Here is a 13,773-nt window from a genome sequence, read left to right on the forward strand (position 1 = left end):
CTGTGGGGCCTGAACCCCGATGGTGGCTGGCTTCGCATCTCGTTGAGTTGCTCGCTGTGCCCCGTCGACAGGAAGCGCATTATAGGGAGCGGATTTCGCCGCGCAAGGGGTTATTTCAAAATCCCGTTCAAGCGGACAATAATCCATCACCTCAAGCATTGTCGCTCAAACAGCCACCAATAGGGGTACATAAAACCAACAGCACCCACTCATTAAGCGATAAGAAAGGCGGCTCAAGCCGCCTGACCTTGTAAAAGCGCTATGACCTGTGGGCTATTCCACCAGCTGGTACACCGTCTTGGTGGTACAGGCAACGGCCTGGACGCTGTGGTAGCACTTATCTACCACCTCTTTCTCTATGACTTGGCCACCTGCGCTGGGGCCGGCCGCGGTGGGGGCCGCCTCCAACATCTCATTGATGTCCATATTGCTGGTATCCGCCAGCTGAGCTTGTAGTGCTTCTGCACTGTCGGCCTGGGCCAGCACCTGTGTTTGCTGAGCCTGGGCCTGCATCGCTTTCTCATAGTAGTTGGTGCCGCCATAGTGATTGGCCATCACCGGCGCTGCCCCCAACATCAATGCTACTGCTATTACCGCTTTCATATCCCTTCCCCTTAAGGCAAGTCACCCTCTGTGAATAGCATTGAACGTAAGTGGGCGCCAGTTGGTTCTGTAACAAAACGCGCGGCCTGGGCCGCGCGTTGTTGCTTTACTGGCTGAACCGAAGCTCGCCATCGCTGACCTGAACCTGGATCGGTAATCCCGGCTGCAGGCTGCCAGACAGGATCGCCTGGGCTAGCGGGTTCTCCAGCTTCTGCTGGATGGCCCGCTTCAGCGGTCGGGCACCAAACACCGGGTCGAAGCCCGCGGTGGCCAATGCCGCCAGCACTTCGTCGCCGATCTCCAGCTGGTACTCCTTCTCCGCCAGGCGCCGCTGCAGCTTGTCCAGTTGGATCCGGGCGATACGAGCGATCTGCTCCTGCTCCAGCGGATGAAACACCACGGTCTCATCCACCCGGTTGAGGAATTCAGGTCGGAATGCCTGGGCTAACACTCCCTGCACCAGCTCTTTAAGATCACCGTAGGAGAGCTCTCCAAAATGCTGCTGGATCTGATCCGAGCCCAGGTTGGAGGTCATGATGATCACCGTATTACGGAAATCCACGGTCCGTCCCTGGCCATCGGTCAGGCGGCCGTCATCCAATACCTGCAGCAGGATATTGAACACATCGGGATGGGCCTTCTCCACCTCGTCCAGCAGGATGACGGAATAGGGCTTACGGCGAACCGCCTCGGTCAGGTAACCGCCCTCTTCGTAACCGACATACCCCGGGGGCGCGCCGACCAGGCGAGCAACAGAGTGCTTCTCCATAAACTCTGACATGTCGATGCGCACCATCGCCTCGTCGGTGTCGAACATAAAGTGCGCCAGCGCCTTGGACAGCTCGGTCTTACCCACCCCGGTGGGACCCAGGAACAGGAAGGAGCCGATGGGACGATCCGGATCGCCCAGCCCAGCCCGGCTGCGACGGATGGCATTGGATACCGCATCCACCGCCTCCTGCTGACCCACCACCCGCTGCTGCAGGTGGCTCTCCATCTGCAACAGCTTCTCGCGTTCGCCTTCCAGCATCTTGGCCACCGGGATCCCGGTCGCCTTGGCCAGCACCTCGGCGATCTCGGTGTCGGTCACCTTATTCTTCAGCAGCTGCATCTCCTGCATCTCCGCCTGGGCGGCCAGGTCGAGCTGTTTCTCCAGCTCCGGGATGCGCCCGTACTGAAGCTCGGACATCCGGCTCAGATCTCCGGCCCGACGGGCCTGGTCCATCTCCTGACGGGCCTGCTCCAACTCGGCTTTGATGTGCTGGGTGCCCGCCAGTGCCGCTTTCTCACTGCGCCAGATCTCCTCCAGCTCAGCAAACTCGCGCTCCAGCTCCACCATCTGCTCACGCAGACTGTCGAGCCGTTTGCGGCTGGCTTCATCCTCTTCTTTCTGCAGCGCCTGTTCCTCCAGCTTGAGCTGGATAATGCGGCGCTCCAGACGGTCCAGCGCCTCCGGCTTGGAGTCGATCTCCAGGCGTATGCTGGAGGCGGCCTCGTCGATCAGATCGATCGCCTTATCCGGCAGCTTGCGGTCGGAGACGTAACGGTGTGACAGGCTGGCCGCCGCAACGATGGCGGGATCGGTGATCTCCACGCTGTGGTGAAGCTCGTAACGCTCCTTCAGCCCACGCAGGATAGCGATGGTGTCCTCAACGCTGGGCTCGCCCACCAGCACCTTCTGGAAACGGCGCTCCAGCGCCGCATCCTTCTCGACGTACTGACGGTATTCATCCAGGGTGGTGGCGCCAACGCAGTGCAGTTCGCCCCGGGCCAGTGCTGGTTTGAGCATATTGCCGGCATCCATGGCGCCTTCGCTTTTACCCGCGCCGACCATAGTGTGCAGCTCATCGATAAAGAGGATCACCCGACCCTCTTCGTGAGCCAGCTCATTGAGCACCGCCTTGAGACGCTCTTCGAACTCACCACGGTACTTAGCGCCGGCCAGCAGCGCGCCCATATCCAGCGACAGTACCCGCTTGTCCTTCAGCCCTTCCGGTACCTCGCCATTAACGATGCGCTGGGCCAGGCCCTCAACGATGGCGGTCTTACCCACGCCAGGCTCACCGATCAGCACCGGGTTGTTCTTGCTGCGACGCTGCAGCACCTGGATGGTGCGTCGGATCTCGTCATCGCGGCCGATCACCGGGTCAAGCTTGCCCGCCTCAGCCCGCGCATTCAGGTCGAGGGTGTACTTCTCCAGCGCCTGGCGTTGGTCCTCGGCCCCGGCGCTGTCCACCTTGGCCCCGCCACGCACCGACTCAATAGCCTGGTTTAGCTTGTCCGGGTTAGCCCCAAGCTGCATCAGCAGGTTACCCAGGTCACCCTTGGCTTCGAGTACCGCCAGCACAAACAGCTCGCTGGAGATAAACTGCTCGCCGCGCTTTTGCGCCAGCTTGTCGCACAGGTTGAGCACCTTGATAAGGTCGCGGGAAAGCTGCACCTCGGCGTCCACACCGGTCACCTTGGGCAGACCCGCCAGGTAGCTCTCCAGTGATGAACGCAGGGCATTGGCATCGACGCCTGCTGCCTGCAGTAACGGCCGTACGCTGCTGCCCTGCTGATCCAGCAGGGCCTGCATCACATGGCCGGCTTCGATGTATTGATGGTCGCGCCCCAGTGCCAGGGATTGGGCATCGGAGATCGCCATCTGGAATCGGTTGGTCATTCGATCAAGTCGCATCGTCTGTCCCCTCTAATCTTTGCTACTGAGAGGAATTTGGGGACAGATTGACCGAATTTCAAGCTTGAGGGCGGATCCCGATCAGGCTGGCCTGACGGCCGGTGCGGGATTGACGACGGTAGGAATAGAAACGGGAAGGGTCACTCCAGGTGCAGAGATCGCCGCCATAAATGGCGGTCACACCAAGGCGTTGCAAGCGTTGCCGGGCCAGTTGGTAGAGATCCGCCAGGAAACGATCGCCATGAGGCTGAAAGGCGCTGTCGGCCTTGGCATCCTCGGCCAAAAACGCCTCACGCACCTCCGGCCCCACCTCAAAGGCGGTGGGGCCGATGGCCGGACCGAGCCAGGCCATCAGCGACGGCGGCGCCGCACGGAATCGCTCGACGCTACGCTCCAGCACCCCCGCCTGCAGGCCGCGCCAACCAGCATGAGCCGCCGCAACCTCGTCGCCAGCCTGGCTGCATAGCAGCACCGGCAGGCAATCGGCGGTCATCACCGCGCAAAACTGGCCGGGCTGATCGCTGTAGCTGGCGTCGGCGACGGGAATGGATTCGGCCCTGGGCAGGGTTACCACCTCAGTGCCGTGTACCTGCTCAAGCCACTGCAAAGCAGCGCCCTCGGGCAAGGCCGCCATCAGACGTTGGCGGTTCTGCTCGACCCGGACGGGGTCATCCTGAACATGACCACCCAGGTTAAGACCACGAAAGTCTCCCTCGGAGACCCCGCCAAAGCGGCCGGTGGACAGCGCCAGCACAGAGTCCGGTACGGGCCAACAGGGCTTCAACATCAGTAGTCGAAGCCGTGCTCTTGGGTGTCCTGGCGCAGCAGTTCCGCCAGATCCACCATGTCCTGGGGCACATCGGCCTGCCACTGCATCATCTCACCGGTGATGGGGTGCTCAAGGCGCAGCATAGCAGCGTGCAGGGCCTGACGACCCAAGCCCTTGATGGCGTTGCGCAGCGCTTCACTGGCGCCCTTGATCGGACGGGGACGACCGCTGTAGAGCGGATCGCCCACCAGCGGATGACCCAGGTGGGCCATATGTACCCGGATCTGGTGGGTACGGCCGGTCTCCAGGCGCAGGCGCAGGCGGGTGTGGGCCCGGTATTTCTCCGCTACCCGGTAGTGGGTGACCGCCGGCTTGCCGATCTCGGTCACCGCCATGTGGGTGCGACGCTGCGGGTGACGGCCGATGGGCTCATCAACAAAGCCACCGGCGGTCATCATGCCAAAGGCGATCGCCTCGTACTCCCGGGTGATCTCCCGGGCCTGCAGCTGGGCCACCAGGTGGGTCTGGGCCGGCACCGTCTTGGCAATCACCATCAAACCCGTGGTGTCCTTATCCAGGCGGTGGACGATCCCCGCCCGCGGCACATTCACGATCTCCGGGTAATGATGCAGCAGGGCATTGAGGATGGTGCCGTCGTGGTTGCCGGCACCGGGGTGCACCACCAGATCCGCCGGCTTGTTGATCACCAGGATGTCGGCGTCTTCATAGACGATGTCCAGCGGGATATCCTGAGGTCGAGAACTGACCTCCTCCTCCAGCTCGGCCTGGATCCGAACTGCTTCTCCCCCCATCACTTTTTCACGGGGTTTGGCGGCGATTCGGCCGTCAAGGGTGACCATCTCCGCCAGGATCCACTCCTTGATCCGGCTGCGGGAGTAGTCCGGGAAGCACTCCGCCAGGGCTTGGTCCAACCGTTGTCCCAGTTGGGATTCGGAGATGTTTCCTTCTAATTCAATCTGTTGCGTCATAGTTTCAGGCTTAAGCTGGAAAGGCTCGAATTCAATATCAGTTCTGTTAGAATCGCTCAGATTGCATTTTATCGCTTTTTGCCGTGCTCCGGCACGGTCAGTTTTAGGGATCCTTCACACGCATGCGTAAAATCACAGGCCCGCTGCTGCTGGCAGTCAGCAGTCTCCTAGTTGTCACCGGGTGCTCCAGCTCAGGCGACGATAACCAGTTCCAGCTGGATAATCGCTCCCCCGAGACCCTGTATAACGATGCACGCCAAGCCATGGAATTGGGCAACTTCACCCGGGCTTCCGAGATGCTGGAAGCGCTGGATAGCCGTTACCCCTTTGGCGCTCACAAGACCCAGGTTCAGCTGGACCTGATCTACGCCTATTACAAGCTGGATGACAGCGCCAGCGCCCTGGCCAACGTCGACCGCTTCATTCGCCTGAACCCGACCCACCCGGACATCGACTACGTCTACTACATGCGTGGCCTGGTCAACATGCAGACCGACAGCTACCTGTTCCACGAGATGGTTGGGATGGACCGCAGCGATCGCGACCCGAGCAACGCCATCAGCGCCTTCCGGGATTTCGAGACCCTGATCAAGACCTACCCGGACAGCCGCTACGCCCCGGACGCCCTCAAGCGGATGCAGATGCTGAAAAACCGCCTGGCGGAGTACTCCCTGCGTGTGGCCGAGTACTACGTCACCATGGAGGCCTGGGTGGCCGCCGCCAACCGGGCCCAGCTGGTGCTGGAGACCTACCCGGACACTCCCGCCACCGAGAAGGCGCTGGAGATCATGGTGCGCAGCTACGGTGAGCTGGAGATGAGCGCGATGGAAGACCACAGCCGCCAGGTGCTAAAGGCCACCTACCCCGATAACCGCCTGGTGCGCTAAGCGTCGAGTGCGCTAAGCGTCAGCTGCGCTAACCAGGACACAAAAAAGGCGTCGCAACTGCGACGCCTTTTTTATTGGCTCACCCCTTAGGCCGGGATCACCTTAGCGATGTAGGGCAGTTGGCGGTAACGCTCGGCGTAGTCCAGACCGTAGCCCACCACGAACTCATCCGGGATCTCCATGCCAACGTAATCCACCGGCACCTCCACCACGCGGCGGCTCGGCTTGTCCAGGAAGGTGACGATCTTGATGCTGGCCGGGTGACGGGTCATCAGCAGCTCACGCACCTTGGACAGGGTACGACCGGTGTCGATGATGTCTTCCACCAGCAGCACGTGACGGCCATGGATGTTGTTGGCCAGGTCCATCACGATCTTCACCTCACCGGAGGACTCGGTACCACCGCCGTAGGAGGAGGCGGTCATGAAGTCCATGCGCACATCGAAGTCCAGGCGACGTGCCAGATCGGACATAAACACCACGGAGCCTTTCAGCAAACCAACCAACAGCAGGTTGTCCACATCGGCATAATCCTTATTGATCTGCGCCGCCAGTGCGTCCAGTTTGGCGTCGATATCCGCTTGGGAGATCATCTCCTCAAGGGTGTGCTTCATCAATTCACTCATTTGCTTATCAGCCTTGGGTGTCTTCAGTCTTATTGCTTGGCCCATAACCCCAACGGGTCATCAGCCGGTGTTCAATGTTCAGATGATCGAGGATCCGCGCCACGATGAAATCCACCAGGTCCTCGATGCTTTGGGGTCGATGGTAGAACCCCGGTGACGCCGGCAGGATAGTGGAACCCAGCTGGGTCAGCTTCAGCATATGCTCCAGGTGGATGGCGTTGTACGGCGTTTCCCGCGGTACCAGCACCAGCTGGCCGCGTTCCTTGAGGACCACATCGGCGGCCCGCTCGATCAGGGTGTTGCTCATCCCGGTGGCCACTGAGGCCAGGGTGCTGGTGCTGCAGGGGCAGATCACCATCCGTCGTGGCGCACCAGAGCCGGAGGCCACCGGTGAGAACCACTGCTCCTTGCCATACACCTGCAGCTGACCCGGCTTGGCACCATAGCGCTGGCTCAGGGCCTCGGCACAGGCCTGGGGCGCGGCGGGCAGCTTCATCCCCTCCTCCTCGGCCAGCACCACACGGGCGGCGGAGGAGACCATCAGGTGCACCTGGAGGCCGGATTGTAGCAGACACTCCAGCAGACGCAGACCGTAGGGTGCGCCGGATGCCCCGGTGAAGGCCAAAGTGATGGCTTGCTCACGCTTTGACATGTTCTGCCTCCAGTGCGCTCAGCAGTTTCTCATGGATACCGTCGAAGCCGCCGTTGCTCATTACCACGATGGTGTCCCCCGGCTTCGCCTCGGCCACCAGCCGGGTTACCAGGCTGTCGGTGGCCTGGGCCAGGGTGACCGGCACCGGTGCCTTCGCCATCACCGCCTCGATATCCCAGCTTAGTCCCTCGGGCTGCAACACAAAGGCCGCATCGGCATCACCCAGCGCCTGCGCCAGGGTGGCCTGATGGATCCCCTGCTTCATGGTATTGGAGCGTGGCTCCAGCACCGCCAGCACCCGGCCTCCCTGGGCCCGGGCCCGCAGTCCCGCCAGGGTAGTGGCGATGGCGGTGGGGTGGTGAGCAAAGTCATCAAACAACTCGATGTCCGCCACCGCGCCACGCAGCTCCAATCGCCGTTTGGGACCGGCGAAGCGGGCCAGGCTGGCGATGCCATCGGCGGGGCGGACCCCGACATGGCGCGCTGCCGCCAGCGCCGCCAGGGCATTGCTGATGTTGTGATCGCCGATCAGATCCCACTCAACGGTGCCCATCAGCGCGCCCTCGAGGTAAACCTCAAAGCGCTGACCATCCTCGCTGAGTTTACGGGCCTGCCAGCCCTGCGGGTCGTCCAGTGCTACCCGCTCGCTCCAGCAGCCCATCGCCAGGGTCTGCTCGATCGACTCTACCCCGCTGGGGGCCAGGATCTGGCCACTGGCCGGCACGGTGCGGATCAGGTGGTGGAACTGACGCTGGATATCCGACAGGTCACGGAAGATATCGGCGTGGTCGAACTCCAGGTTGTTGATCACCAGGGTGCGGGGACGGTAGTGGACAAACTTGGAGCGCTTATCGAAAAAGGCGCTGTCATACTCGTCCGCCTCCACCACGAAAAAGGGGGTCTCTCCCAGTCGGGCCGAAACGCCAAACTCGCGGGGTACGCCGCCGATCAAAAAACCCGGGGCTAGCTGGTTGTCTTCCAGTAACCAGGCCAGCATCGAGGCGGTGGTGGTCTTACCGTGGGTACCCGCGACGGCCAGCACCCAGCGGCCAGGCAGCACCTGCTCCGCCAGGAATTGCGGGCCGGAGACGTAATTGAGGCCACGCTCCAGCACCGCTTCCACACAAGGATTGCCCCGGCTCATGGCATTACCGATCACCACCAGATCCGGCTCGGGATCCAGCTGCTGGGGGTCAAAGCCTTCAATCAGCCCGATCCCCTGCTGCGCCAACTGGGTACTCATGGGCGGGTAGACGTTGGCGTCGCTGCCCGTCACCCGATGACCCTGGCTGCGAGCCAGCAGGGCCAGCCCGCCCATAAAGGTGCCGCAGATCCCAAGAATATGAATATGCATAGAAAGTCCGAGTCCTGGCGCAAAAGCGACATTGTAACGGATATCGGAAACAGGCTGAATGACGATGACGGAAGCCAAGCCGTTTAGACGTCTATATTGACGGAAGTCCAAAGATCCCGTACATTCCCGCACCAGTAGAAAATCACAATCTCACATGGATGCGCTTGTCGGCAGGGAGATGCCACCGCTTCAGGAATCGCTCATGAGTCACACCCAGGCCTGCTCCGCTGCCCACGTCGAATCCACGCCGCGCCCCTCCGCGCTGGCCCTGCTGCCCCTGTTGGTTTACCTGGCCCTGTTTGTCGGTGCCGGCGTTTACTTCCAGAGTCAGGGCACCGACTTCGCCTTCTACCAGCTCTCCCCGGTGGTGGCGATCCTGCCGGCGATCATCCTGGCACTGGCCCTGAGCAAGCAGCGCCTCAATGACAGCATCGAGACCCTGATGAAGGGCATTGGTGACAATAACATCATCGCCATGTGCCTGATCTACCTGCTGGCAGGCGCCTTTGCCGCAGTGGCCAAGGCCACCGGTGGAGTGGACGCCACCGTCGCCCTGGGTCTGGCCCTGATCCCGGCCACCCTGCTGCTGCCGGGCCTGTTCCTTATCAGCGCCTTCATCGCCACCGCCATGGGCACCTCCATGGGCACCATCGCCGCGGTTGCCCCGGTCGCCCTGGGCATCGCCAGCCAGACCGGCATCGATCCGGCACTGATGGCCGGCGTGGTGCTGTCCGGTGCCATCTTCGGTGACAACCTCTCCATCATCTCCGACACCACCATCGCCGCCACCCGTACCCAGGGCGCCGAGATGAAGGACAAGTTCCGCGAGAACATCTACGTTGCCGGCCCCGCCGCCATTGTCGCCCTGCTGCTGTTCACCCTGGCCGGCAGCGGCCAGGCAGAGATCGCACCACAAAGCATCGAGCTGACCAAGGTGGCGCCCTACCTGACCATCCTGATCCTGGCGGTGATGGGTCTGAACGTGTTCCTGGTACTCTCACTGGGGATCCTGCTGGCCGGTGTGACCGGCATGATCAGCGCCATGGGCGATGCCCAGACAAGCTACGGCATCATGACCTTTGGCCAGGACATCTACGAAGGCTTCACCAACATGCAGGAGATCTTCCTGCTGTCCATGCTGGTGGGTGGCCTCGCTGCGCTGATGACCGCCCAGGGCGGCCTGAGCTGGCTGACCCAGAAGATCACCGGCTGGCTGGGGCAGCGCCGCAGCGCCGCCAGTGCTCAGCTAGGCATGGGCGCCCTGGTGGCCGCCACCAACACCTGCGTGGCCAACAACACCGTGTCCATCATTGTCGCCGGCCCGGTGGCCAAAGACCTGGCGGACAGCAACGGCGTCACCCCCCGTCGCTCCGCCGCCACCCTGGATATCTTTGCCTGCATCGTCCAGGGCCTGATCCCTTACGGTGCCCAGGCCCTGCTGCTGGCCTCCACCTTTGCCCTGTCACCGCTGACCGTGGTAGCCCACGGCTGGTACTGCATGATCCTGGCGGCGATCGCCATCGGCACCATCCTGTGGCGCAGCAAGCGCGACTAAGCGCTCTGCAAGGATGAAACAAACCGGCCACCCTTTTGGTGGCCGTTTTTGTACAATAAGAAAATTCCAATCTGTTTCAGGACCTTTGTTCTCCATGCAGCGTGAACTCAAACTGGCCTTACTGGCCTACGCACTCTACTTCGGCTCCTTTGTTCTGGCCTTCGCCCCCTATGCCTTTGTCGGCAACGAGGCAGAAGCGGGCCAGATGATGGCCGGCTTCGGTGGTTGGGCCTTTATCATCGCCTCGGTGGTGGTCACCCTGGCCTGGTTCCTCCATATCCCGGGCCTGTTCTACTCGGTCAAAACCCTGATGAACGGCCCCAGCGGCCAGTCGATGGTGGCCCTGCTGCTGCACCTGCTGCCCACCGTGGTGCTGCCGCTGCTGCTGTGGAGCAACCGCACCATCGTCTTCTGAGGGTCTGCCCTGCAAAAAAACCGGCGTAAGCCGGTTTTTTTGCGCCAGATCACTGTGGTGCGACGTGGTCAGCCTTAAACTTGCATCACGGTTGCACCTTAAGGAAATCCCATGTCAGCGTTCACCATCTACCTGCTGTATGGCTTTATCACCCTGTTTGCCCTGCTGGCTCCCTACCTGCTGCTGGCCTTTCTGGCCTCCGGCCGGATCTGGATGTGGCCCATCGGGGTGATATTGTTTGTGGCGATCCTGACCTTCCTGCCGCCCCCGGTGGCACTGTTCTCCTTCGGTCTGGCTTTGCTGGGCATCGCGGCGCTGCTGGCCAAGACGATCTATCAGTGGATTAGCCAAAAACGTCGACTCGGCGCACTAACCCCTTAGGACTTCCAACTCGCCTTCGGCTATCATACCGCCAGTCCAATCTGTCCCACTGGCAACCACCTAAGGACCGCCGAAATGTCGAGTTTACATGCACAACTTCAGTCCCGGAACGTCGACCCGGAACTGGCCTCCCTGATCCTGACCCTGGCCGAGTGCGGCAGCGCCATCAGCACCCTGGTGCGTGGTGGTGCCCTGTCTGGCATCCTCGGGGCGACCGAATCGGAGAACGTGCAGGGGGAGACCCAAAAGAAGCTGGATGTCATCGCTAACGACCTGATCAAGGAGCGTCTCAGCGCCCAGCCGCTGGTGCAGGCTTTGGCCTCCGAAGAGGAAGATCACAGCGTTGACGCCAACCCCGCTGGCCGCTTCCTGGTCAGCTTTGACCCCCTCGATGGCTCCTCCAACATCGACATCAACAGCCTGGTAGGCACCATCTTCTCGGTACTGCCGGCGCAATCCGGCGTCAGTGGCGAGGCGGCCTTTATGCAGCCCGGCCGCAACCAGCTGGCGGCCTGCTACATCCTCTACGGCCCGGCGACCGTGATGGCACTGACCACAGGTCAGGGCACCTGGATGTTCACCCTGGATCCGCAGACTGACACCTTTGTGCTGAGCGATGGCCAGGTGCAGATCCCCCAGCAGACCGGCGAGTTCGCCATCAACGCCTCCAACCAGCGCTTCTGGCAGCCGGCGATGCAGCGTTACATCGCCGACCTGATCGCCGGTAAAGAGGGCCCGCGCGGCCGCAACTTCAATATGCGCTGGATTGCCGCCATGGTGGGGGATGTTCACCGGGTGCTGAGCCGCGGTGGTCTGTTCACCTACCCGCAGGACACCAAGAACCCGGCCAAGCCTTACAAGCTTCGCCTGATGTACGAGGCCAACCCGATGGCGATGCTGGTAGAGCAGGCCGGCGGAGTTGCCTCTACCGGCTATGAGACCATCCTCGACATCGAGCCGGAGCAGATCCACCAGCGTGTCGCGGTGATCCTGGGCTCCAAGGATGAGGTGGAGACCTGCCTGGATTACCACAAAGCGTGATCCGGATCCCGCCCCTTAACGGAACTGTGGGGGCGGGTTATACTCTCCCCACCTCACCGCTCGGAATAAGGATTTTTTCATGAGCCTAAACCACGTTCCCGCAGGCAAAGCCCTGCCCGACGACCTCTACGTCATCATCGAGATCCCTGCCAACCACGATCCGATCAAGTACGAGGTAGACAAAGACAGCGGTGCGCTGTTTGTCGATCGTCTGATGAAGTCCCCCATGTTCTACCCGGCCAACTACGGCTACGTGAACCAGACCCTGTCGCTGGATGGTGATCCGGTGGATGTGTTGGTGCCCACCCCGTTCCCGCTGCAGCCCGGTTCAGTGATCCGCTGCCGCCCGGTGGGTGTGCTGAAGATGACCGACGAGTCTGGCGAGGACGCCAAGATCATCGCCGTGCCCCACACCAAGCTGTCCCAGGAGTACGACCACATCCAGGATGTGGACGACCTGCCGGAGCTGCTCAAGGCCCAGATCAAGCAGTTCTTCGAACGCTACAAAGAGCTGGAGAGTGGTAAGTGGGTGCAGGTGGATGGCTGGGATAATGCCGACGCCGCCCGTGCTGAGATCAGCAGCTCCGCCGAGCGCTATCAGCAAGAGGGCTAATTAGCCCTAGTGGGATCGCAGCGCTGTCAGCTTAAGCTGGTAGCGCTGTTTTTCGTTCTGGGGGGCCAATTCGTGGGCCTTACTCAGGTGGCGCTCGCTGAGTCGGAACTGACCGTTGGAGAAGTAGGCCCGGGACAGGCCAAAGTGAAACTCGTGGCGATAATCCGCCAGGTCCAGCGCCCGCTCAAAGTAACGCACCGCCGACGCGTACTGGCCACGGCGATAGGCCTGCTCCCCCATGTCGTAGTAGTAATAGGGGTTTCGTATTCGCCGCAGTTCCAGCTCTTTGTGGATTGCCTGCCACTCTATTAGGCGATTCTGACTGGCCAACAGCACCGACAGGTTGTGCATCGCATCCAGCTCCACCTTGGGCAACTGCATGGCATGGCGATAGACCGCCTCAGCCTCCGCCTCCAGACCATGACGGCGATAGAGTACCCCCAGGGTGTTCCACATCTGGTCGTAGCCAGGCTCAATCTGGTAGGCCATCTTCAACAGCTGGTAAGCCCGGTCCCGATCGCCATCCACCATCGCTTCCGCCGCCAGGTTGTTGTAGTAACGCGCCATCAACTGGGATTCGGACAAACGGCGGATCTGGTAACCACGCATCTGGCTGCCCGGCAGAAAATCAATGGTGGAGGTATCGCCACTGAAGCGCACCTCATCCAGGTTCACGACATTGGAAAGACGCAGATTGACGTGGCCATTGAGTAGGTAGAGTCCGCCTTGGCGATCCCACACCGGTGGTGCTTCCACCAACTGGTACTGGTAGGGGATATTGAGGCTGCGGGCCAGGCTGGCGGTCATCAGTACCAGCGACATGCAGTTGCCGGAGCCGGTTTCAAAGGTTTCTGAGGCGTTGCGGGTACGGCTGTTGTCGTAGCGCACCTCGCCATCGTCGAACAGGTAATCCACCAGCGCCTTTTTGGGATTGGAGCTCTTGGCCAGCTTGCGTGCCAGTACCTCCATTGGCGGGCTCATAGCAAACGCCTGCTCAGGGGAGGGCACCACGCCGGAGTCATCAAAGTGATGATCCTGCCAAAGCGAGGGGTCGGCCGTCTGGGTGGGCCCGCTGCTGGCGCAGCCTGCCAGCCCCAGTAACAAGGCGAGGAAAACGGACAGAGTTCGCATAAAGACAGCATAGCGCCGCCGCGGACACTTTACACCCCATTCACACGATCGTCACAATACTCTGCTAGTGACCTGAA

The 13,773-nt window shown here is 61.5% G+C and carries 15 protein-coding genes; 7 read left to right on the top strand and 8 right to left on the bottom strand.

Annotation, left to right across the window (positions count from 1 at the left end; all coding sequences use genetic code 11):
* A partial coding sequence (locus tag BUC04_RS24135) for a hypothetical protein (RefSeq protein ID WP_234977394.1) occupies window positions 1-254 on the top strand: 254 nt, incomplete at its 5' end.
* A gap of 19 nt (window positions 255-273) precedes the next feature.
* Here BUC04_RS24135 and BUC04_RS12350 read toward each other — a convergent pair.
* From BUC04_RS12350 to rluD, 4 genes are all read right to left on the bottom strand, one after another.
* Window positions 274-603, bottom strand: a complete 330-nt coding sequence (locus BUC04_RS12350; protein ID WP_143165708.1) for a hypothetical protein — start codon at window positions 601-603, stop codon at window positions 274-276.
* A gap of 106 nt (window positions 604-709) precedes the next feature.
* Entirely contained in the window at window positions 710-3,283 is a 2,574-nt protein-coding gene (gene clpB, locus BUC04_RS12355; protein WP_067661247.1) for an ATP-dependent chaperone ClpB, read from the bottom strand.
* A gap of 58 nt (window positions 3,284-3,341) precedes the next feature.
* On the bottom strand, window positions 3,342-4,070 hold the full coding sequence (gene pgeF, locus BUC04_RS12360) for a peptidoglycan editing factor PgeF (RefSeq protein WP_067661245.1): 729 nt from the start codon (window positions 4,068-4,070) through the stop codon (window positions 3,342-3,344).
* The gene (rluD, locus tag BUC04_RS12365) at window positions 4,070-5,041 is read right to left on the bottom strand and encodes a 23S rRNA pseudouridine(1911/1915/1917) synthase RluD (protein WP_067661244.1); all 972 of its coding nucleotides are present in this window, start codon (window positions 5,039-5,041) and stop codon (window positions 4,070-4,072) included. The genes pgeF and rluD overlap by 1 nt, the downstream gene beginning before the upstream one ends.
* Before the next feature lie 122 nt (window positions 5,042-5,163).
* Here rluD and BUC04_RS12370 point away from each other — a divergent pair, with 122 nt between their 5' ends.
* On the top strand, window positions 5,164-5,928 hold the full coding sequence (locus BUC04_RS12370; RefSeq protein WP_067661242.1) for an outer membrane protein assembly factor BamD: 765 nt from the start codon (window positions 5,164-5,166) through the stop codon (window positions 5,926-5,928).
* Between the two features lie 86 nt (window positions 5,929-6,014).
* On the opposite strand, the gene hpt is transcribed toward BUC04_RS12370, so the two are convergent.
* From hpt to mpl, 3 genes are read right to left on the bottom strand one after another with little or no spacing between them, the layout of a single operon-like run.
* Window positions 6,015-6,542, bottom strand: a complete 528-nt coding sequence (gene hpt / locus BUC04_RS12375) for a hypoxanthine phosphoribosyltransferase (protein ID WP_067661240.1) — start codon at window positions 6,540-6,542, stop codon at window positions 6,015-6,017.
* 19 nt (window positions 6,543-6,561) lie between these two features.
* Window positions 6,562-7,206, bottom strand: a complete 645-nt coding sequence (locus tag BUC04_RS12380) for a flavin prenyltransferase UbiX (protein ID WP_067661238.1) — start codon at window positions 7,204-7,206, stop codon at window positions 6,562-6,564.
* Window positions 7,193-8,560, bottom strand: coding sequence for a UDP-N-acetylmuramate:L-alanyl-gamma-D-glutamyl-meso-diaminopimelate ligase (mpl, locus tag BUC04_RS12385; RefSeq protein ID WP_067661236.1), 1,368 nt, complete (start codon window positions 8,558-8,560; stop codon window positions 7,193-7,195). The genes BUC04_RS12380 and mpl overlap by 14 nt, the downstream gene beginning before the upstream one ends.
* A 202-nt stretch (window positions 8,561-8,762) precedes the next feature.
* Here mpl and BUC04_RS12390 point away from each other — a divergent pair, with 202 nt between their 5' ends.
* The 5 genes from BUC04_RS12390 (at window position 8,763) to ppa (ending at window position 12,565) form a co-directional block, all read left to right on the top strand.
* Complete coding sequence (locus BUC04_RS12390; RefSeq protein WP_067661234.1) at window positions 8,763-10,115, top strand: Na+/H+ antiporter NhaC family protein; 1,353 nt, start codon at window positions 8,763-8,765, stop codon at window positions 10,113-10,115.
* Between the two features lie 94 nt (window positions 10,116-10,209).
* Window positions 10,210-10,530 (top strand): hypothetical protein, encoded by a 321-nt coding sequence (locus BUC04_RS12395; protein WP_067661232.1) that lies wholly within the window; start codon window positions 10,210-10,212, stop codon window positions 10,528-10,530.
* Between the two features lie 111 nt (window positions 10,531-10,641).
* On the top strand, window positions 10,642-10,911 hold the full coding sequence (locus BUC04_RS12400; RefSeq protein ID WP_067661230.1) for a hypothetical protein: 270 nt from the start codon (window positions 10,642-10,644) through the stop codon (window positions 10,909-10,911).
* A 75-nt stretch (window positions 10,912-10,986) separates the two neighbouring features.
* Complete coding sequence (locus BUC04_RS12405) at window positions 10,987-11,952, top strand: class 1 fructose-bisphosphatase (RefSeq protein WP_067661227.1); 966 nt, start codon at window positions 10,987-10,989, stop codon at window positions 11,950-11,952.
* A gap of 79 nt (window positions 11,953-12,031) precedes the next feature.
* Window positions 12,032-12,565: an inorganic diphosphatase gene (gene ppa, locus BUC04_RS12410; RefSeq protein ID WP_067661225.1), complete on the top strand. Its 534-nt coding sequence runs from the start codon at window positions 12,032-12,034 to the stop codon at window positions 12,563-12,565.
* A gap of 6 nt (window positions 12,566-12,571) precedes the next feature.
* Here the strand turns inward: ppa and BUC04_RS12415 are convergent, their stop codons facing one another.
* Window positions 12,572-13,696, bottom strand: coding sequence for a transglutaminase-like domain-containing protein (locus BUC04_RS12415; RefSeq protein WP_067661223.1), 1,125 nt, complete (start codon window positions 13,694-13,696; stop codon window positions 12,572-12,574).
* Between the last annotated feature and the right edge of the window lie 77 nt (window positions 13,697-13,773).

Origin of the sequence: Ferrimonas marina, assembly GCF_900129905.1 — a bacterium.
Classification (GTDB): Bacteria; Pseudomonadota; Gammaproteobacteria; order Enterobacterales; family Shewanellaceae; genus Ferrimonas; species Ferrimonas marina.